We start from the raw sequence: 17,419 nt of genomic DNA, 5'->3' as shown, positions 1-17,419 counted from the left end.
CCTTGCAGCATCCTCAAGAGCTTCGCGTTCAATGTACCATAAGGGCGGATCGAGCCGCTATCGCGCCCGGTTTTTTATCGCGCCCCGGCGTCCGCGCATCCCCCTTATCTGAAGGATTTTGAAGGCGAGCGTAGCGGGCCTTTAAGGTTTCGTGCTAGCCTATAAACAAAGTCCGCTTCGGCGGCCGTTATGTCCAAGACAGCATTCTTGAGTCGGTGTTTAGGAGAATGACAGCTTTCTCTGGACGCGCATCCAGTACGTAAGTCTGTCTTTCCGGGTTATTTGGAGAGCGCTATGCGAACAATTGCAACCACATCGCCTTTTTCTCTGGCCTTGTCCCTGTGCGTCGCCGGCGTCATCGCCGTATTTGCCTCAGGCAACGTCGCTTACGCGGATATTCAGCCGGACCCGGCCTTTCGCAACTTGCCCACAGGCGTTCCCAATCCGGGCCTGCCCGCCAACCCTGGCCTGCAGTCGGATCCCGACGATCTGACCCTGCCCGAGGCGCAACGCAAAGACAGGAAGAATAGCCTCGATCAAAAAACCGACGTTGAACAGGTGAAACTCGACGTACCGGAGCCAGCCAGCGCCAAAGTCGGCAAAAGCCCGGTCTTTCATGTGAATGAGATTACCGTTGAAGGGGTCAGCATTTTCAAAGCGGCCGAAATCGATGCCATGACCGCCGAATACAAGGGCAAAGACCTGACGCTGGAGGATCTCAACAAACTGGTCGAAGATCTCAACCAGTTGTATCGCTCCAAAGGCTATCTCACCAGCCAGGCCTATATTCCGCCGCAAGACATCGTGGGCGGCAAGGTGCTGATTCAAGTGCAGGAAGGCAAGATTGGCGCCATTAAAATCGCGGGCAATCGCTTCTATCGCACGTGGGCCATTGAGCGCAATCTGCCGCAAGAGCCCGGCGACGTGCTGAACATCCGCGATCTGGAGAAATCCCTCAATCGCATCAACCAGCAGGAAAACTTCCGCCTGAAGGCCGTGCTGTCGCCCGGCGAACAGGCAGGCCAAACCGATCTGCGCCTGGACGTCGCCGAGCGTCAACCGTGGCAAATCGCGCTGACCACCGATAACCAGGGCCGTCCGTACATCGGCTTCTACCGCTACGGCGTCGAGCTGACCAATCAGAACCTGCTCGGCATCGGCGACAAGCTTTTCGCTAAATGGATTGGCGCGCGCGGCGACGGCACCAATGTGGTGATGGCGGGCTATACGCTGCCCTTATCGCGCTTTGGCACCGAAGTGTCGTATAACTTCGCCTACAGCAAAGTCAATGTCTTGCTGCCCATCGGCGATCCGCCGGAAATCGAAGGAACTTCGCAAAGCCACAGCGTAATCTTCAGCCAGCCACTGAACGCCAATCGCAACGTGGTGGTGGACGCCGGGTTTAACTTCAAGAACATCTACTCGTTCTTCAATAACGACCGTACCAATCACGACGGCATCTACTCGGCCCAGTTCGGGATGAATGTGGACAAGGTGGACCGGCTGGGACGGACGTTTATGCGCGGACAATTCACCTTCGCGCCGGATTGGGGCGGCAAGTATAACCGCAAGTTCTCCAAGTATGAAGTGATGTTTACGCGTCTGACGCGTCTACCGCTCAATAACCTGCTAATTATGCGCGCCAACGCTCAATTTTCGCCGGATGCGCTGCCCTCGGCCGAGCAATTCCAGATTGGCGGCAACGCCAGCGTTCGCGGCTACACCGAAGGCTTGATTACCGGCGATCGCGGCTGGAGCTTCACGCTGGAGGATCGTTTCCCGATTCCCCTGCTGCGTCGCGTCTCGCCGTTTCTGGCAGACCGCATTCAGGGCGCCCTGTTTTTCGACCTCGGCCAAGCCTGGCTGGATGAAAGCAATCTGGCCTACGTCCCGGCGCTGTCGCATCAACCCGGACGCACCCTGCTGGTCGGCGGCGGGGTGGGCCTGCGCGCCCGTATCAGCCGTTACGCCCAGGGCTTTGTGGACTTAGGCTTTGGCATGGTCGATCGTCAGCATCTCTCGGCGCTGGAAACCGCCGATCCGACGCTGCGCGTGCATTTCGGCATCCGTTCTGAGCTGCTGCCCGATGTGGTGCGCTTTGATGACAACTCTGCAGCGAAAGCGGACGCCAAATCGGAGTCCAAGGAAGCTAAAAAAGATCGGGAAAAAACCCGCAAGGACAAAAAAGACAAAGACGCCGACAAGAAGCAGCAAGCGCTTCTTGAACCATCGTCCAGCGGACCGGTTCTGGCCAGCGCTGATCAGGGCGACGATGAAGACGACGGCGGCTCGTCCTTTGACGGCTCGTCTGACGATCGCTCTTACGGAGACGCTTCGCACGAAGGCGACGACAGCGATTCGCAGGATGTGTCGTCCTCGACGCGCCTGCTGCCGCGCCTGACCCCCGTCCATAAGTAGGGATTGCTTCCGGGAGAAGGCCCACGCCGTCCCAACGAACCGTTCGCGGTTCCTCAGGATGGGGTCTCTCTCGCCAGTGTTCCCCTCGGTTCCAACGCTCCTGACGCGATGATTCAAGCGCTCAGGAGCGTTGCCGTTAGAACGCCCCGTCACACAGGCGTTCTGAGGGTGGTGGACAAGGGGCAGGCATATTGGATCTGTCCACTCTGCGCGAGGCTGAAATGCGGCCCTGGAGGGACTCGAACCCCCGACATTCTCCTTAGGAGTGAGACGTTCTATCCACCTGAACTACAGGGCCTTACGGGTAAATTTACTGTACGCCCGCCCAAAGATCCAGCGCGCGCCCTTGCAAAGAGGCAAGGACGCGCGCAGAAACGATTTGAGGGTTTTTACAGGGCCGAAGCGGCTGATAAATACGCCTAGCGACGCACCCGGACGGTGTAGGTGAGAACGCGCTCACCGTCGGGCGGCACGGGCAGGGCGAAATCAACCGTATGCGCGTCAGTTTTGGTGAAAGGCGCGCTGTTGGCGCGGATCGTCCAATCGCCAAAGAGGTGATCGACAACATGGATCGTCGCCGACGTTTTCTTGTGGTTACGGATTTTCACCTCATAGGTCTCTTCAATCGCGTGGGTCTCCTCGTGAAAGGTGATGCGTTTTTTCTCGCCCACGAGATCGAAGGCATCGCCCAGGTACAGCTCAATTTCTTCGTTAACGGCGGTGTGATCGATGCGATCTTCGCCCACAAACTGGATCGAGCCGGAAGAGTCGGCCTTATTCACGCGGATGCGGCCTTTGGGCAGCGGCATGCCCAAATGGTTCTCCTGCGAGTTTTTAAACTGAATGAGCGTATTGATTTTTTTCGATTCGGCGCTGTCCCAGCCGCGTCCGGGGCGGCCGTAGTAGCCCACCGAGCCATAATCGCCATCCGCCCAGCCGTTGTTAGACCAGCCGCGATAGCGCGCAGCGTCGGGATCGTAGATGTATTTTTTGCGGATGGGAATCGCGGCGGCAGACGCCAGCGTCACTTGCTTGGTTTCGCGATTCATGACCGAGGTGCGCGCATTCAGCGTATAGAGGTGGTACTCAAAGAAGGCTTCCTGCTGAAAGGGCTGGGCATCGGCGGCTTCCATTTTCATCATCTGACGCACAGCGCCCGCGTAGGCGGGGACGGCTTGCGGCGAGACGCGTCGCACATCGCCGGCAACGAGTTTAAGGCGCGCATTCTGGTAATTCGCCCCGGACTGGTTATCGAGGGTCACCCAGCCCGTGAGATCCAGATGGTTATCGTCGTCGCTGAGGACGGCGACGTAATCGCACAGCCAGTTAATGCCATCGGTGAGATAGGAGACTTCGGACTGATGCGTGCCCCCCTTGTCGCTGTCCAGCGACCACAACAGCGTGGGACGCGCGTAGAGGCCTTCTGGCAGGGTATCGATGAGGATCTCGTTCAGATCGGTCAGCAGCACGCCTTCCGGGGTTTGAATGGCGAAGGCGTCGCTGGAGCCTGTCCCGACCGATCCGCCGTTATAACCGCCGTTGCGAAACACCGTGGTCGCCGGATTCAGCAAGATGCCTTCGCGGACTTTGCCTTCTTTCGTAAAGCGGATTTTATGGCCTACCATACGATCCAGAATGTTCTGACGGCTGATCAGGTCATAGCGAAAGTTCTGCTCTCGCACGCGAACGGCCTGCGGCGCTGTCAGCGATTTAAAATGAACGCTGGTGGCATCCATCAGGGCTGCCACGTTGTCCATCGTCACGTCGTTCAGCCCGGCTTTGAGGGCAATCGGGCGATAGTCTTTAACAAGGGCGAAATTCTGGTTGTAGACCGTAAGTTCAGGATTCTCAGCGCGCGCAACCCCCAGACCCAAGGTCAGCGGGGCGGCCAGCAGCAAAGACAACGCGCCTGCCGTCAGACGGCGCGGACGCAGCGACAACAAGCGGGAGAAACGCGTAAACGCGACGGGAGTCATCAAGACGGGCATCCTTATGGTTAGGCGACAAGGGGCGCACGACGTTGCGACATCGAGTGTGAAATCGCAATCGCATGCGCTTGTGACGTTGTGACGTTCAACGCCTTAAAAAGATTCGCGCGCCTTCCGTTTGGCCGCGCGTCTGAAAAGCGCTGTGTAACAATATCTTAGCAAAGACTTCAGTTTGCAAGCGCGCGTCCGATAGGGATAAAGCCTCGGACAGTCGCTTTATCGCCGGTTTTACACCGTCAGCATGGCTGGCGTTCTCATAAACCGCGTCGTATGCGGGCCTGTCTGTAGCGTTTGTGAGCGATGCTTGCGCCAGACGTCGCCAGGTTAAGGTTCTGAGGGGTATGCCCATGTTGAACTTCTTGAGGAAGTCGTTTTCCAACTCGCAACCCGCATATCGCATCGCGATTGCGCAATTTCTTGCGTCTGATTCGGTTCGCGATCGGCATTTGGCCGCCGCGCTCAAAACAGGCATCGAACACGCGGCAGCCGTGCTGGGACTGCCCGAAATCGACGTCAAGCTGATTTCCACCCGACTGTTGGCCAACGACCACGCCAACGCCGAACGCCTTGGGCGACAGGCCCAGGCCAGCCTCATGGTCTGGGGAAGCGATACCGGCGATTACGCCAGTTTTTCGGTGCTGAATTTACAGGAAAAGCGCGAGCCCGCCCACGCCTGCCTGTCAATGACGGGGCAGGAAAGCGGCACGGTACTGATCGCGCCGGAATGCAAAAATACGTTTGGCACGGCCTATTTTCTGGAGAATCTGGAATTTATCGCCGCGCTGACGCTGGGGCATCTTTACGACGGTCAGGGCGAACGTCCGCATTGTATTCAGGCGCTGGCCAAGGCCATGGCGATGATTCCGCCGGATCTGCCGCCGGTTGACGGATTGGCGCAGACGTATTTTCGGCTGGGATGGATTTATCAATCCCGCTTTGAAAACGAGCCCATTGCCCTGCGCTATTACAACCGCGCCCTGGATTTAGACCCGGCCATGGCCACCGCGTACAACAACCGGGGCGTGTTGCGCCTCACTTGCAACGATCCGGTGGGGGCGCTCACCGATCTCGATCAGGCCCTTAAGCTGAATCCACGGCTGATGGGCGCGCTGATGGGACGCGGGGCGCTGTACAATCAGCTCCAGAAACTGGAATTGGCCATCGCCGATTACGATGCGTTTTTAGAACATTCGCCGCACTCGATTTTTAATATTGCCGCCTATTTTGGCCGAGGCAGCGCTTACGCCCGACTAGGCCAGTACGAAGAGGCGATTGTCGACTTTGAAAAAGCCCTGTCGCTGGACCCAGACGATGCCATTAAAGCAGCCCTGCTGTACAGCCTGGCGAATTGTCTGAAGAACAAGGCGCTCCAGAGCCGCATGGGCGACCCGCCACGCGAGGAAGAGTCCGCGCTGAGCGACGAAGACAGCCTGTCTCAGGCGATTCGGCATTTTCAGTCGTCGATGGCGCTGTTTCAGGACGAGGACGATCGGGCCAACACGCTGGTGGAGATTGCCAGTATCTATGGCGAACAGGGCGACGCTCTGCGCGCCGTCGAGCTGATCGATCTGGCGCTGTTACGCCTGCAAAGCTTTCCCAACCGGCAGCGCGCGCATCATTTGCGGCGCCAGATCACGCTGTCGATGGGCGATGCGATATCTCAAGCGTCCTGAGGCGTTCAGAAACGGCCTTCTCCGATGCCGTGCCATGATTCTTTATCCCTTGACGGCCCCGGCATTGGCGCCTGAGACGAAAGCCCGCTGAGTCAACGCGAAAAGTCCCAGCACCGGCAGCATCGACAGGACGGCGCCAGCGGCGATCAGACGCCAGTTAGCGCTAAAGGCCCCTTGCAGATACGCCAGCCCAACCGGCAGGGTAAACGACGCCTGTTTGGACACTAAAATACTGGGCCACAGAAACTCACCCCAACTCGCCATGAAACAGAACACGGCCAGAGTGGCCAGCGCCGGGCGAATCATGGGCAGCAGCACCAGGCGCAGCGTCTGCCAACTGTTGCAGCCATCGAGAGCGGCGGATTCCTCAAGATCGCGCGGCAGACTGGCCAGCGCCTGACGCACGAAAAAGATGCCAAAGCCGCTGATGGCAAACGGCGCGCTGAGCCCCAGCCACGTTTGCAGCCGGTGATCAGACAAGCCTGGCCATAAGGGGGCGCTGTCGCTCAAGCCCAGTTTCAGGGTGAGCAGATACAACGGGATCATCATCACTTGAAACGGGATCATCATCGTCGCCAGCACGGCGGCAAAGACCATTGAGCGGCCCGCAAAGCGCATGCGCGCCAGTGGATAGGCGCACAAGACGCTCAGGGTCAAATTCATCACCACTGTCAGCGCGGAGATGACAAGGCTGTTGATTAAAAACGCGCCCATATCCGCCCGGCGCCACACTTCTGCAAAATTCTCCAGCGTGGGACGCTTCGGCAACAGGCTTACGGCGCCAAAGATAGTTTCATCGCCGGAGCGCAGCGCCGTACTCAGCAGCCATAAAAACGGCCCTATCGCCAAGGCCGCCAGTATCAGCAGGATTACGGTATGGAGCGCCGTCAGCAGCGCTTTTTTGCCACGGACCCGTTTGGCCGTCATGAGCGGTCTTCCCATGCGAGTTGCGCCAGCGTCAGCAGCGTGAGGGCGGCCATTAGCGCCAAGCCCGCCGCCGCAGCCACGCCCAGATCCAGATTCTCAAACGCCCGTTCGTAAATATAATAGGCCAGCGTCCGCGTGGCGCCGAGCGGCCCGCCACGGGTCATGACATACATCTCGGTGAAGGCCTTCAGGCTGCCGATGGCGCTGACAATCACCACCAGCGCGACCGTCGGGCGCAAGTGCGGCAACGTCACCGCCCAGTGGCGTCGCAAGGGTCCTGCCCCATCAATCGCCGCCGCATCGTACAGCTCTTGCGGCGCGCTCTGCAATTGGGCGAGATACATCATCATGTAGTATCCCAGCCCTTTCCACACCACGACCATCATGACGGCCAACAGGGCCACGTCGGGATTCGACAGCCAATCCACCGCAGGCAAGCCCAACGCGCGCAGTCCTTGATTTATCAGCCCATCGCTGACATACAGCCGCTTCCAGGCGAGCCCCACGACCACCATGGACAAAATTACCGGAATATATAACGCGGCGCGAATCCAGCTCATCCCGCGCGGCGGATGATGCGCCAGCACGGCCAGAGCAATGGGCAGCGTCGCCATGGCGGGCACAACGCCCAGCGTAAAGACAAGCGTCACCCACGCCGATTGCCAGAAAGCCCCCGATCGCGCCAAGGCCTGATAATTCGCCAATCCAGCAAAGGCCGGACGCTGCAGATCGCCGCCATAGTCGAGCAGACTGATGCGAATCGTCTCCAGCAAGGGCCAGCCGAAAAACAGGGCCATCAAGGCCAGCGGCGCCGCCAGAAACGCATAAGGCGTCCACCAGCGCCGCGCGCGCGGCGTCAGCGTTGACGCACTGGAAGCAGAAGAAGAAGCAGAACGAGAAGACATCTGGGCGCGCATCCCACACAATGACCCACGCCCGCGCGACCTGAGGCGGGACGAGCATCAATTAACAAAATTTTACACCAATCGACGAATTCCCGCGCAATTTCAGGCCTTTCGCCGGAAGTGAGAGGCCAAGCGCCTTTCAGAGCGCCTACAATGCCCATTCTCAGATGTTTTGGGGGCAATTTTTTACATAATTTAGTTTTTATTTATATAGAAATTATACCCCATGGTCCTGGTCCTTTATGGCATTTGGAGAGCCTGTCCTTTCCCATTTTTTAATCTCTTTTAACGAGAAGACGCCCCATGGACACTCCCGGCATTCATAAACCTATTTTCTCGATGCCGCCCCCGGCGACGGTCTCGCATCAACACGCGCAGCAGCACCAGGCGACGCAATCGCAGCAGCAAACGCAGACGCAACTGACTTCGCAGGCACAGCTGCATGCGGGCACGCCGCAAACCCAGGCGCCGGTACAAACGCAGCGATTGGGGCAAGTCGCGTCTTTTTATAACACGGCGCATCCGGCGCAAACCAATGCCGGACAACCCACCGAGCATGCGCGCGCGGCAATTGCTTTTGACCTGGTTCGGCGCATTCTCAAGGGCGAGGCCACAGCGCCGAGCGAAAAAATTGCCGAGATGGGGGCTTTGTACGAGTACTTCAAGAAATACGTCAAACCCGAGCATGAAAAAGACCATGACCTGACCGAGGAAGATTTCAAAGGTTTGTTCGGAATTCTCGGCTGGCGATGGTTTTCACGAGAAGAAGAGGATGAGAACGCTCAGGGGCGCGTCTAACAGCCACAACTAGGCGTTTGACTGACCTTCGCGATACAGGATGTCGTTTGGCACGCCTAACGACACGACCTGCCACGGCAGCGTTTCTTCTGGCGGGCGCTGGCGCAGCGCGTACCAATCGATCGACGGGGTTTCGCCCGGCGCGCCGTCTTTCATCGCGCGGCGAATATGCCCCAGCGATCCACCGTAGGCGGCATAACGCAATAAGAAGCCGGAAAGTCGCCTGTCGCCCCGCGACAGTAAGGCTTGGGCGGCGTCCCAGCGGGCGCTGCTGGGACGAAAAGCGGCGGAGCCCACCAGCCCTCGACGCAAGCGTTCAAAGCGCTTCTCGACCTGCGGCGTATCGAGTCGCGGAGCCCACTGAAACGGCGTTGCGCCCTTGGGGACGAAAGAGCTGCACCCGAAGACCAGATCGAGCCGGGGATTGTCGCGACGCAACTGACGAATCAGGCGGATGGTGTCTTCGATATCGTCATCGGTTTCATCGGGAAGACCCACCATGCCATACAGTTTGAGGGCAGGTAGCCCGGCGCGCGCGCAAATCTCGGCCGCACGAGCAATTTCCTCTTCGCTGAGGCGCTTATTGATGCGCTGTCGCAGACGTTGCGAGCCGGTTTCGATGGCAATCGTCAACTGGCGTTGTTTACCGCGAACAAACGTCTCAACCATTGCAGGAGTAAGCGTATCGGCGCGCAACGAGGCCGCCGACAGGGTCAGATCAGGATGCGCATTCATTTGGTGGTTGAGAAACTCGCACAACGCTTCAAACTCAGGATGATTGGCAATTAATGCGCCCAACAGCCCGATTTTAGGCGTGTGGCGCAGACCCGTTTCGACAGCGCGCATCAGGGCCCCGGCGTCGCTGGCGCGCGGCGGCAGCGTGGCGTAACTGGCCATACAAAAGCGGCAGCGGTGGGCGCATCCGCGCATTACTTCCACCAGAAACACACTGGAAAAGTAAGACTCCGGCGTCAGAATGGGACTAAACGCCACATCTGCAAACGCTGCGGACAGCGAACGCTTGGCGACCACAGGCGGGACATCATCAAAGCGCGGCGTGATCGCCGTGACGGGACCGTCCGGCGCGGCGTACGTCACCTCGTAGAGCGCAGGCGCGTACAGACCGGGGACCGTCTGGGCCAAGCGACGTAAAAGCCCCTGACGATCGCCGCCCGCGCGGGCAGCCTCGCGATGCCATGCGTCGATCAAGTCGCCGATTGCCTCTTCCCCATCGCCAATGAGGTAAAAGTCGATGAAGTCGGCGTAAGGCTCTCCGTTGGTCATCGCCACCGGTCCGCCTGCGAACACCAGGGGATGCGACGCATCGCGATCACAGGCGCGCAGCGGGATGCCGCATAATTCCAGGGTTTTGAGAATGTTGAGAATATCGAGTTCAAACGAGAACGAAAAGCCCAATAAGGCCGTCTGCGGGTGAAGGCGTCGTCCGGCCCGCAGGGCGTCCATCGTCACGCGTTGCGCCGCAACATCGGGCCGCTGATCGAGCAGACGAAACAGCGTCAGATATCCCAGACTGGCCATTGCCACGCCATAATCGGCCGGATAGGCCAAGGCGACGCCAACCGCGTCCGGCCGGGGCGGCGCAGGCGTATAGAGAAACGTTTCGTGCGCGCCCGCTAACGGATCACGCACCGTGGCGCGAGGCATCCAAGAAGCTTCCTTTTTGGCTCACATTCGAGCGAGCCGCCAGAAGGCTATCATAACGCCGATACCGGCGCAGCGAAAGTCAAAGCGGCGTTTTGGCAAGCCCGGGCTTGTTGCTAACTTTAAATAATAGCGTTTTGATAAGTGATTTCCCCTTCGTCATGAAGCACAGCAAGCGTCCCTATTTCCCAAGTTCCGGGAGTCTTTTCGCGGCCTTTTAAAATCGTCACGTCATCTTGAGGGTCTTTGATGATCGAAAGTATTTTGGGTGTAGCGAACTCGTCAGAAGGAAGGATGAAGGTAAGCCGATCAGGTTTACCATCAGAACTATTTACTCCAACTTTTTGGAAAGGGGGCATATCAGGCTCAGGATTTTGATAAGTTTCTGTCAGCGAAAACGTTAAATTACATGCAGGAGCCCCAGAGACTTTGTCAATCAGGGCGTCTGTTTCTCCAAACCTTGATTGGCGCTGCCAGCATAAAGGCGTGGTTCGAGGCCGATCATTCTCATCTTTTCCCCCCAAGAACTGCCCGTTACGCGAGCTAATATTCTTTCCAGTCGTATCAATCGTTAAGAAGGACACATCTCCCATTACCCAACCCCCTTACAGCTCTTTTAAGACCCAAAACAGAGTGTAAGCATATTAAAACGAACCGCTTAAAATTTGTGCGCGTCTTGAACCGAGGCGGCTTTGGGTTTATCCGCCTCCCGGCTGGCGATAAAGCCGATGATCGTGGGCGGCAGGCTGGGGCGACGCAAGGCATAGGCAATCAACAGCGGATTGGTTTGCGCGTCTGGGTATTGGCGACGTACGCGCTCTTGAATGGCGTCTGCGTTGGGCATCCCGCGTTGAAGCGCGTCCGGGTAAACGCGAAGCGTGAGGAGAATACCATCTCGCTGAATAACCGCCGGATCATACGCAATACTGACCGGCGATCCGAGATCGATGGCCGCAAAAACCGCTTCGGCATCGGGAATACGCATGCGAATACAGCCGTGCGAACTATATTTGCCCACCGAGGCGGGATTATTGGTCCCATGAATGCCAAATTCGCCTTTAGCGTCGCGGTGGAAGCCAATCCAGCGAGTCCCCAGCGGGTTGGCGCTTCCGGCCTTGATCACCATTTTTTGCACGCCCGCATACGGGTTTTCCCACGCGGGGTTGACGACTTTTCGAATGACCTGGAATTCGCCCGTTGGCGTCGGGAAATTGAGACGACCCACGCCCACAGGGAATGTCCGCAGAAGGCGTTCGCCCTGCAGTATCGAGAGGGTCCGCGCAGCAAGATTAATGGCGATTCTGTGGGGAGGCGGCGTCGCAGAAGGCGGGTCTGCCTGTGCGAAAACGCTGGCCAGACTCGCGCAGAGTCCGACCAGCGTCATCAAAAGTACACGGAACGGGAGACGAAAGCGCATCAGGTCGTCGATAACGCCGTCTTAACGGCAAAATTCAACAGAACAGTCGCTGGTCTCGCGCCCATTGGATGTTACCAATAGCCCCGAACGTTGCCGTTGTCAGCGCCAGCGCCACGGCGGACGGGCGGCGGAGGCTCATCATCCACAAACGTCGGGACGACGATTTTGGCGTTGATGATATCCATCAGCGCCTGGCTTTTGCCGATGCCGCCGCGGTTCTGGGATTCCAGAGACGTGACGGTGTAGGCCACTTTGCCATTGTCGCCGTAGACGTTGCCCAGCTCGGAGCTGACGAATTCATAGACGCGCTCAGAGTTGGCAGGAACGACGAAGTTGATTTTAAAGGCGGGAATATCGACATTCACCGCATGGGCGGCGTCATTGACGAATTTCAGCGCGATACGGTCCTGGTCCTGGAGAAAGACCTTGTTGCTGAAATCCAGTTCGCCAGCGCCTTCGCTCACGACAATCGCGCGACGATCCAGGTAGGGGAACTTCAGCGAATCGTATTCCGCCAAGGTTTCTCCGCTGGAGAGGTTTTCGGCATTGGCCGCCAGCGGCAGCGCCATGGTAACAGCGGCGCCCAGCGCCAGTGACCAGAGTAAAATAGCTTTCGGGTTCATTGAACAGTCCTCAATCCTGATAACAGCTTGATACTACAGACCTGACGCCGGGGGCGTCGTTCTCGCTTTGACGGCGCTATCCGAACGACGCCTCCAAACGAGCCCATATTCTATACGATCTGAGGCGAAAATAAAATGCGTAGCTTTCTCGAAGCCCAATTTCTCGTCTGCGCGAAGGGGAATTTTCTCAAAAAGGCTTGACTCCGGACGCGGGTACGGACTGTAAGATGAAGTCAGATACGCGATGTGAACACGTCATCAAGAGGCTCTCGATTCCACATGGATTTTATGACCTCCGGTGAACTGGCCAAACAGGCGTCCGTCAATGTGGAAACATTGCGTTACTACGAACGCGAACAGCTACTGCCCGCACCAAGCCGCACCGAAGCGGGTTACCGCATGTATGGCGCTCAAGATCTCACGCGGGTGCGCTTTATCCGCCGGGCCCAGGATTTGGGGTTTTCGCTTGCGGAAATTCGGGATCTGCTGGCCCTGCGGCACGATGCGTCTCAATCGGTCGGCGTGGTCAAGCAGTTGGCCGAACATAAAATCCAGACCATCAACGAAAAAATCCAGTCGCTGGAGGCGATGAAGGCAGCGCTCACACAGTTAGCGCAAGCATGCCCCGGCGATCACGGCCTTGTCGAAGACTGTCCCATTTTAAAATGCCTCGATAGCCCTCACCCAAGCCAACAGGAGATATCTTCATGCTCAAAAAACTCATGACCCTTGGTTTACTGGCCGCTTTGGTCGCCGGCGCCGGCCTGACCGGAGCCACAGCCTTTGCGCAAGGCTGCAAATGCAATCCTTGTCATTGCGGCAAGCCCTGTCCCTGCAAATAGCGGCAATTTGTCATAAAAAACGCTTGGAGCCTGCCCCTTCTCTCCCATAAGACAGAGAAGGGGCTTTGGCTTAAAGGCTTAAACGCGAAAACGTCTCAAGCAGAAAAGCGTCCTAAACGCGACCGCCCGGCTTCTTACAGAAAGCCGGGCGGTCGAACGGAACGTATCGAAGCGGATAGAGCGGCGTCGCATTCAAAAACGACTTGAAAGACCCGGCGGCTCTAGCGCCCCTGATTCCAGAAGGCGTCGTTGACATTCAGCCCTGCATGAGCTGACGCGTCTTTGTGCTGCGCCTCACTGGTAATAACAACGTTGCTGGGCGTAAACATAAATACGCCGTCGCCGATGCGCTGCTGATTGCCGTCAATGGCGTGGGTGGCGCCGGAGAGAAAATCCACCACGCGCTGTGATTGCGCGGTATCCAGCATATGGAGGTTCAGCAGCACGGAGCGACGCGAGCGCAGATGCTCAATGATATCGAGCGCCTCTTCAAACGCGCGCGGCTCAATGACGACGACCTGCTGCTGCAACGACCCGCCAGCGGGGTGGTCCACCACGCGCAGATTTTTGCGGGGCTTTTTATCGACAGGCGCTTCAAACTCGCTTCGCGCAGGTCGATAAGCCCGAGGTTCGGCCTCGTACTCCTCTTCATATTGAAACAGCTCGTCTTCAAACGGGTCGCCGGAAACCCAGTTTTTAAGCTTATGCATGAGTCCCGTATTCATGGGCGGTCTGGACGCCTCCTAACTCTATCCTTCGTAAACAGGGGGTATCTAACGGTGGAGCGATTACAGGGCGCGGACCCTCTCTTCCCCAAATAGGAACGAGCCCACGCGCACTATTGTAGCACCACACGCCAAAGCGTGTATATAGTCCTGACTCATTCCCATCGACAAGCGCGCAGGCGTCCGCGCGAAGGCGTCTGAGAGCGCCATGCGCAGGTCATAAAGTTTTGTAAATATTTTAATGGATTCTTCGGCCTCGGCGCGTAGAGGCGTCATGGCCATCAGGCCTTCTACCCGAACGCCGGGCAAGCGTCGAATAAGCGACAGGGCCTCCGGCAAGGCCTCCGGCGCGAAGCCATATTTTTGAGGTTCTTGCGCCACATTGATCTGCAGGAGAATCGCCTGGACGCAGTTCCGCGACGCATTGGCGTCCGAAAGGCGCTGTGCCAGATCCGTCGTGTCAATGCTGTGAATCAGATGAAAGCGGCCCACGGTTTTGGCGACTTTATTACCCTGTAAATGACCAATCAGGTGCCAGCGCAGAGACCCAGGCGCGCCGCTGCCGACGCTCTGGGCCGTCTCGCCATTCAGCGCCTCCATTTTGGCCAGGGCGTCCTGTACGCGGTTTTCGCCCACGTCGCGCACGCCCAAGGCCCATGCGCGCCGAATCTGCGCCAGACTGGCGCCCTTGGTCACGGCGAGCAGGGTCGCGCCGCGCGCATCGCATTGCTGTCGCAGCGCCGCAAGCCTGTGTTCAAAGTCATCCTGAGTCAGCGCGTTCATCTCACCGATTGTACCCAAACGACAACAGGCTCGCATAGCCGCGCGCCTCCAACGTCGCGGCCGGGGCGCGACAATTGACGCTCCCGTAGGGCTATGCTTGAATGAGGGCTCATGACTGGCCCGTTCGCTGTCGCGATAAGGCGCATGTCCGTTTTGACGCAGGAGGTTTGACTACTCGCCATGTCGACTTACATTGAGCTGATTTGCGCCCGCGAAATTCTGGATTCGCGCGGCAATCCTACCGTAGAGGCCGAAGTGATCCTCTCTGACGGCGCCATTGGAACCGCTTGCGTCCCTTCCGGAGCCAGCACCGGCTCGCGCGAAGCGCTGGAACTGCGCGATGACGACGCCTCGCGTTACAACGGTAAAGGCGTCCTGCAAGCCGTTGAAAACGTCAATGACCTCATCTTCAAGGAATTGGTCGATCAGGACGCCACGCAGCAATCTGAAATCGATCAACTGATGATTCAACTCGACGGCACCGACAACAAGGGCCGCCTGGGCGCCAATGCGATGCTGGCTGTCAGCCTGGCCTGCGCGCGCGCTGCGGCCAATGCGCTGGACATGCCGCTGTATCGCTATCTTGGCGGCATTTCGGCCTCAGCCCTGCCTGTCCCGATGATGAACATCCTCAATGGCGGCGCGCACGCCGACAATAACGTGGACATTCAGGAATTCATGATTGCTCCGGTCGGCGCAGTCTCATTCTCCGACGCCTTGCGCTGGGGCGCCGAAACCTTCCACGCCCTGAAAAGCGTGTTGCGCAGCAAAGGCTACAATACGGGTCTCGGCGATGAAGGCGGCTTTGCGCCAGACCTGCGCAGCAACGGCGAAGCGGTCGATTTGATTCTGACCGCCATTGAAAAAGTAGGCTTTAATACCAACGAGCACATCAAACTGGCGCTGGACGTCGCCAGCACCGAGCTCTACAAAGATGGCCGCTACGGCCTGCAAGGCGAAGGGAAATCGTTGACGCCGGAGCAAATGGTGGACTATCTGGCGGATTTATCCCGGCAGTATCCGATTATTTCGATTGAAGACGGCATGTCGGAAGGCGACTGGGACGGCTGGAAGCTTCTCACCGACCGCCTTGGAGCGGGCGTTCAACTCGTCGGCGACGACTTGTTTGTCACCAACAAGGCGATTCTGGCCGAAGGCATTGAAAAAGGCGTCGGCAACAGTATTCTGATTAAGGTCAATCAGATTGGCACGCTCAGCGAGACGATGGCCACCATTAATCTAGCCCATCAGTCTGGCTATACCACGATGATCAGCCATCGCTCGGGCGAAACCGAAGACACGTTCATCGCGGATCTCGCCGTGGCGGTGAATTCCGGGCAAATTAAAACAGGCTCGGCCAGCCGCTCGGAGCGCATCGCCAAATATAACCAGTTGCTGCGCATCGAGCAAGAGCTGGGGCCCACGGCGCGCTATGCCGGCTTTAGCGCCTTTAAAGCCCTGCGCCAGAGCGCTGGCGCGGCGCGCAATCTCGAAGCGATGTCGATCTAGACCCTTGCAACTCTTGGGCAGGCAGGCGCGCCTTTAAGACATAAGCGCCTGTCTGCCTGTCATCTGCGTCTGGCTTTAAGTGTTTTTGGCTAAATCCCGACTCTTCCTGTTTTTCCCGCCTGTGATGGAGGTTCTCTCATGAAAATTATTGTCAGCGGTCGCAATATCGATCTGACCCGCGGCATCAAGGATCATGTCATCGAAAAAATGCGCCGCCTGTCCGAGCATTTCGATTTTATTCAGGAGATTCACGTTTTTCTAAGCGTTGAGAAGAACCCCAGCATCAAAGAAAACCAGAAAGCCGAAGCGACCGTCCATGTAAACGGCGCCATTGTGCGCGTCGGGGCCGCCAAATCGGATTTATACGCCGGCATTGACGAGCTGCTGCATAAAATTGAACGCGCGCTGCGCAAGCATAAAACGCGACTGATGCGCGACGTCAAGCAACGCGCGGGCACTATCCGCAAACCCGCCGAAGGCGCCGCCACGCCGGAAGCCCCCGCCACAGAAGAAAGCGGCGAAACGCCCGACGATTCCGAACTGTTTTTGACTTATCAGGACGCCTTCGCCGACGACGAAGAGGAAGAGGGCGAGGCCGTTACAGCGCCCGCCGCCGCCCTCCCGCGGCAATAATCCTGGAGCAGCCTGATCTCAGCAACGCCGCGCTTTCAACGCGCGGCGTTGTTTCTCCTCTTCCCATAATCGTGGAACCCGATTATGATGAGGGCGTTTGCTGCCGCAGGTCGGCGGATTTAGTTTAGAGAGAGACAAGCACGCGATGAATCAGGACGAAAAACTCTGGAGCGGTCTCAGTTACGTCGGGTTACTCATTTGCGCCATCCCGACAATTGTCATCCTGCTCATTAAAAAAGACGAATCGGCGACGGTTAAATTCCATGCGCTTCAGGCCCTGGGATTTTTTCTGGCCTCGTTTGTCATCAATACAGGGCTCAATATCCTGAATATGATGGTAGGACAACTGTTAGGACCGGTGGCGCTCCTGGTAGGCGCGGTCGCCATTCTCGTCAGCCTGGCGCTTTTGGGCTATTGGATTTTCCTGACCATCAAGGCGTTTATGGGCGATGATATTCAAGTGCCCGTGTTGAGCGACTTCATCCATAAATACTTGATGAAAGCGTAGCCAACGCC

Annotated in this window: 16 protein-coding genes and 1 tRNA gene; 7 read left to right on the top strand and 10 right to left on the bottom strand. The window is 57.7% G+C overall.

Features of this window, described 5'->3' with window-relative positions; all coding sequences use genetic code 11:
- Positions 1-294: 294 nt before the first annotated feature.
- Positions 295-2,418, top strand: coding sequence for a ShlB/FhaC/HecB family hemolysin secretion/activation protein (locus tag IPK79_06665; GenBank protein ID MBK8190117.1), 2,124 nt, complete (start codon positions 295-297; stop codon positions 2,416-2,418).
- Positions 2,419-2,642: 224 nt separating this feature from the next.
- On the opposite strand, the gene IPK79_06660 is transcribed toward IPK79_06665, so the two are convergent.
- Positions 2,643-2,716 (bottom strand) — tRNA-Arg (locus IPK79_06660).
- A 121-nt stretch (positions 2,717-2,837) separates the two neighbouring features.
- Positions 2,838-4,394, bottom strand: a complete 1,557-nt coding sequence (locus IPK79_06655) for a hypothetical protein (GenBank protein ID MBK8190116.1) — start codon at positions 4,392-4,394, stop codon at positions 2,838-2,840.
- 353 nt (positions 4,395-4,747) lie between these two features.
- Here IPK79_06655 and IPK79_06650 point away from each other — a divergent pair, with 353 nt between their 5' ends.
- A complete protein-coding gene (locus tag IPK79_06650) occupies positions 4,748-6,079 on the top strand; it encodes a tetratricopeptide repeat protein (protein ID MBK8190115.1) in 1,332 nt (443 codons plus the stop codon).
- A gap of 42 nt (positions 6,080-6,121) precedes the next feature.
- Here the strand turns inward: IPK79_06650 and IPK79_06645 are convergent, their stop codons facing one another.
- On the bottom strand, positions 6,122-7,006 hold the full coding sequence (locus IPK79_06645; protein MBK8190114.1) for a carbohydrate ABC transporter permease: 885 nt from the start codon (positions 7,004-7,006) through the stop codon (positions 6,122-6,124).
- The gene (locus tag IPK79_06640) at positions 7,003-7,911 is read right to left on the bottom strand and encodes a sugar ABC transporter permease (GenBank protein ID MBK8190113.1); all 909 of its coding nucleotides are present in this window, start codon (positions 7,909-7,911) and stop codon (positions 7,003-7,005) included. Before IPK79_06640 ends, IPK79_06645 begins: the two co-directional genes overlap by 4 nt.
- Before the next feature lie 303 nt (positions 7,912-8,214).
- Between IPK79_06640 and IPK79_06635 the strand changes: the two genes are divergently transcribed.
- On the top strand, positions 8,215-8,709 hold the full coding sequence (locus tag IPK79_06635; protein ID MBK8190112.1) for a hypothetical protein: 495 nt from the start codon (positions 8,215-8,217) through the stop codon (positions 8,707-8,709).
- Positions 8,710-8,718: 9 nt separating this feature from the next.
- On the opposite strand, the gene IPK79_06630 is transcribed toward IPK79_06635, so the two are convergent.
- The 4 genes from IPK79_06630 to IPK79_06615 all read right to left on the bottom strand — a co-directional run bounded on the left by IPK79_06630 (position 8,719) and on the right by IPK79_06615 (position 12,411).
- The gene (locus tag IPK79_06630; protein ID MBK8190111.1) at positions 8,719-10,374 is read right to left on the bottom strand and encodes a radical SAM protein; all 1,656 of its coding nucleotides are present in this window, start codon (positions 10,372-10,374) and stop codon (positions 8,719-8,721) included.
- A gap of 119 nt (positions 10,375-10,493) precedes the next feature.
- Positions 10,494-10,964 carry a hypothetical protein gene (locus IPK79_06625; protein MBK8190110.1) on the bottom strand — a complete coding sequence of 157 codons (471 nt, stop codon included), beginning with the start codon at positions 10,962-10,964 and terminating at the stop codon, positions 10,494-10,496.
- A 65-nt stretch (positions 10,965-11,029) separates the two neighbouring features.
- Positions 11,030-11,788 (bottom strand): L,D-transpeptidase, encoded by a 759-nt coding sequence (locus tag IPK79_06620; protein ID MBK8190109.1) that lies wholly within the window; start codon positions 11,786-11,788, stop codon positions 11,030-11,032.
- A 71-nt stretch (positions 11,789-11,859) separates the two neighbouring features.
- Entirely contained in the window at positions 11,860-12,411 is a 552-nt protein-coding gene (locus IPK79_06615; GenBank protein MBK8190108.1) for a hypothetical protein, read from the bottom strand.
- A 288-nt stretch (positions 12,412-12,699) separates the two neighbouring features.
- Here IPK79_06615 and IPK79_06610 point away from each other — a divergent pair, with 288 nt between their 5' ends.
- The gene (locus tag IPK79_06610; GenBank protein MBK8190107.1) at positions 12,700-13,137 is read left to right on the top strand and encodes a heavy metal-responsive transcriptional regulator; all 438 of its coding nucleotides are present in this window, start codon (positions 12,700-12,702) and stop codon (positions 13,135-13,137) included.
- A 337-nt stretch (positions 13,138-13,474) separates the two neighbouring features.
- On the opposite strand, the gene IPK79_06605 is transcribed toward IPK79_06610, so the two are convergent.
- Both IPK79_06605 and IPK79_06600 read right to left on the bottom strand, forming a co-directional pair.
- Positions 13,475-13,978 (bottom strand): cell division protein SepF, encoded by a 504-nt coding sequence (locus tag IPK79_06605; GenBank protein MBK8190106.1) that lies wholly within the window; start codon positions 13,976-13,978, stop codon positions 13,475-13,477.
- 63 nt (positions 13,979-14,041) lie between these two features.
- On the bottom strand, positions 14,042-14,761 hold the full coding sequence (locus IPK79_06600) for a YggS family pyridoxal phosphate-dependent enzyme (protein MBK8190105.1): 720 nt from the start codon (positions 14,759-14,761) through the stop codon (positions 14,042-14,044).
- 180 nt (positions 14,762-14,941) lie between these two features.
- Between IPK79_06600 and eno the strand changes: the two genes are divergently transcribed.
- The 3 genes from eno (at position 14,942) to IPK79_06585 (ending at position 17,411) form a co-directional block, all read left to right on the top strand.
- Positions 14,942-16,270 (top strand): phosphopyruvate hydratase, encoded by a 1,329-nt coding sequence (gene eno, locus IPK79_06595; protein ID MBK8190104.1) that lies wholly within the window; start codon positions 14,942-14,944, stop codon positions 16,268-16,270.
- Between the two features lie 138 nt (positions 16,271-16,408).
- The gene (gene raiA, locus IPK79_06590) at positions 16,409-16,903 is read left to right on the top strand and encodes a ribosome-associated translation inhibitor RaiA (protein ID MBK8190103.1); all 495 of its coding nucleotides are present in this window, start codon (positions 16,409-16,411) and stop codon (positions 16,901-16,903) included.
- Between the two features lie 145 nt (positions 16,904-17,048).
- Positions 17,049-17,411, top strand: a complete 363-nt coding sequence (locus tag IPK79_06585) for a DUF4870 domain-containing protein (protein ID MBK8190102.1) — start codon at positions 17,049-17,051, stop codon at positions 17,409-17,411.
- The last annotated feature ends 8 nt before the right edge of the window (positions 17,412-17,419 follow it).

Source organism: Vampirovibrionales bacterium (assembly GCA_016712355.1).
Lineage (GTDB): Bacteria > Cyanobacteriota > Vampirovibrionia > Vampirovibrionales > Vampirovibrionaceae > JADJRF01.
This window is presented reverse-complemented; position numbering and strand designations above follow the sequence as displayed.

Excerpts from the sequence above, each read along its gene's own strand:
- IPK79_06665 (MBK8190117.1), top strand. The coding sequence starts at position 295 with ATGCGAACAATTGCAACCACATCGCCTTTTTCTCTGGCCTTGTCCCTG.
- IPK79_06655 (MBK8190116.1), bottom strand. The coding sequence starts at position 4,394 with ATGACTCCCGTCGCGTTTACGCGTTTCTCCCGCTTGTTGTCGCTGCGT.
- IPK79_06650 (MBK8190115.1), top strand. The coding sequence starts at position 4,748 with ATGCCCATGTTGAACTTCTTGAGGAAGTCGTTTTCCAACTCGCAACCC.
- IPK79_06645 (MBK8190114.1), bottom strand. The coding sequence starts at position 7,006 with ATGACGGCCAAACGGGTCCGTGGCAAAAAAGCGCTGCTGACGGCGCTC.
- IPK79_06640 (MBK8190113.1), bottom strand. The coding sequence starts at position 7,911 with ATGTCTTCTCGTTCTGCTTCTTCTTCTGCTTCCAGTGCGTCAACGCTG.
- IPK79_06635 (MBK8190112.1), top strand. The coding sequence starts at position 8,215 with ATGGACACTCCCGGCATTCATAAACCTATTTTCTCGATGCCGCCCCCG.
- IPK79_06630 (MBK8190111.1), bottom strand. The coding sequence starts at position 10,374 with ATGCCTCGCGCCACGGTGCGTGATCCGTTAGCGGGCGCGCACGAAACG.
- IPK79_06625 (MBK8190110.1), bottom strand. The coding sequence starts at position 10,964 with ATGGGAGATGTGTCCTTCTTAACGATTGATACGACTGGAAAGAATATT.
- IPK79_06620 (MBK8190109.1), bottom strand. The coding sequence starts at position 11,788 with ATGCGCTTTCGTCTCCCGTTCCGTGTACTTTTGATGACGCTGGTCGGA.
- IPK79_06615 (MBK8190108.1), bottom strand. The coding sequence starts at position 12,411 with ATGAACCCGAAAGCTATTTTACTCTGGTCACTGGCGCTGGGCGCCGCT.
- IPK79_06610 (MBK8190107.1), top strand. The coding sequence starts at position 12,700 with ATGACCTCCGGTGAACTGGCCAAACAGGCGTCCGTCAATGTGGAAACA.
- IPK79_06605 (MBK8190106.1), bottom strand. The coding sequence starts at position 13,978 with ATGAATACGGGACTCATGCATAAGCTTAAAAACTGGGTTTCCGGCGAC.
- IPK79_06600 (MBK8190105.1), bottom strand. The coding sequence starts at position 14,761 with ATGAACGCGCTGACTCAGGATGACTTTGAACACAGGCTTGCGGCGCTG.
- eno (MBK8190104.1), top strand. The coding sequence starts at position 14,942 with ATGTCGACTTACATTGAGCTGATTTGCGCCCGCGAAATTCTGGATTCG.
- raiA (MBK8190103.1), top strand. The coding sequence starts at position 16,409 with ATGAAAATTATTGTCAGCGGTCGCAATATCGATCTGACCCGCGGCATC.
- IPK79_06585 (MBK8190102.1), top strand. The coding sequence starts at position 17,049 with ATGAATCAGGACGAAAAACTCTGGAGCGGTCTCAGTTACGTCGGGTTA.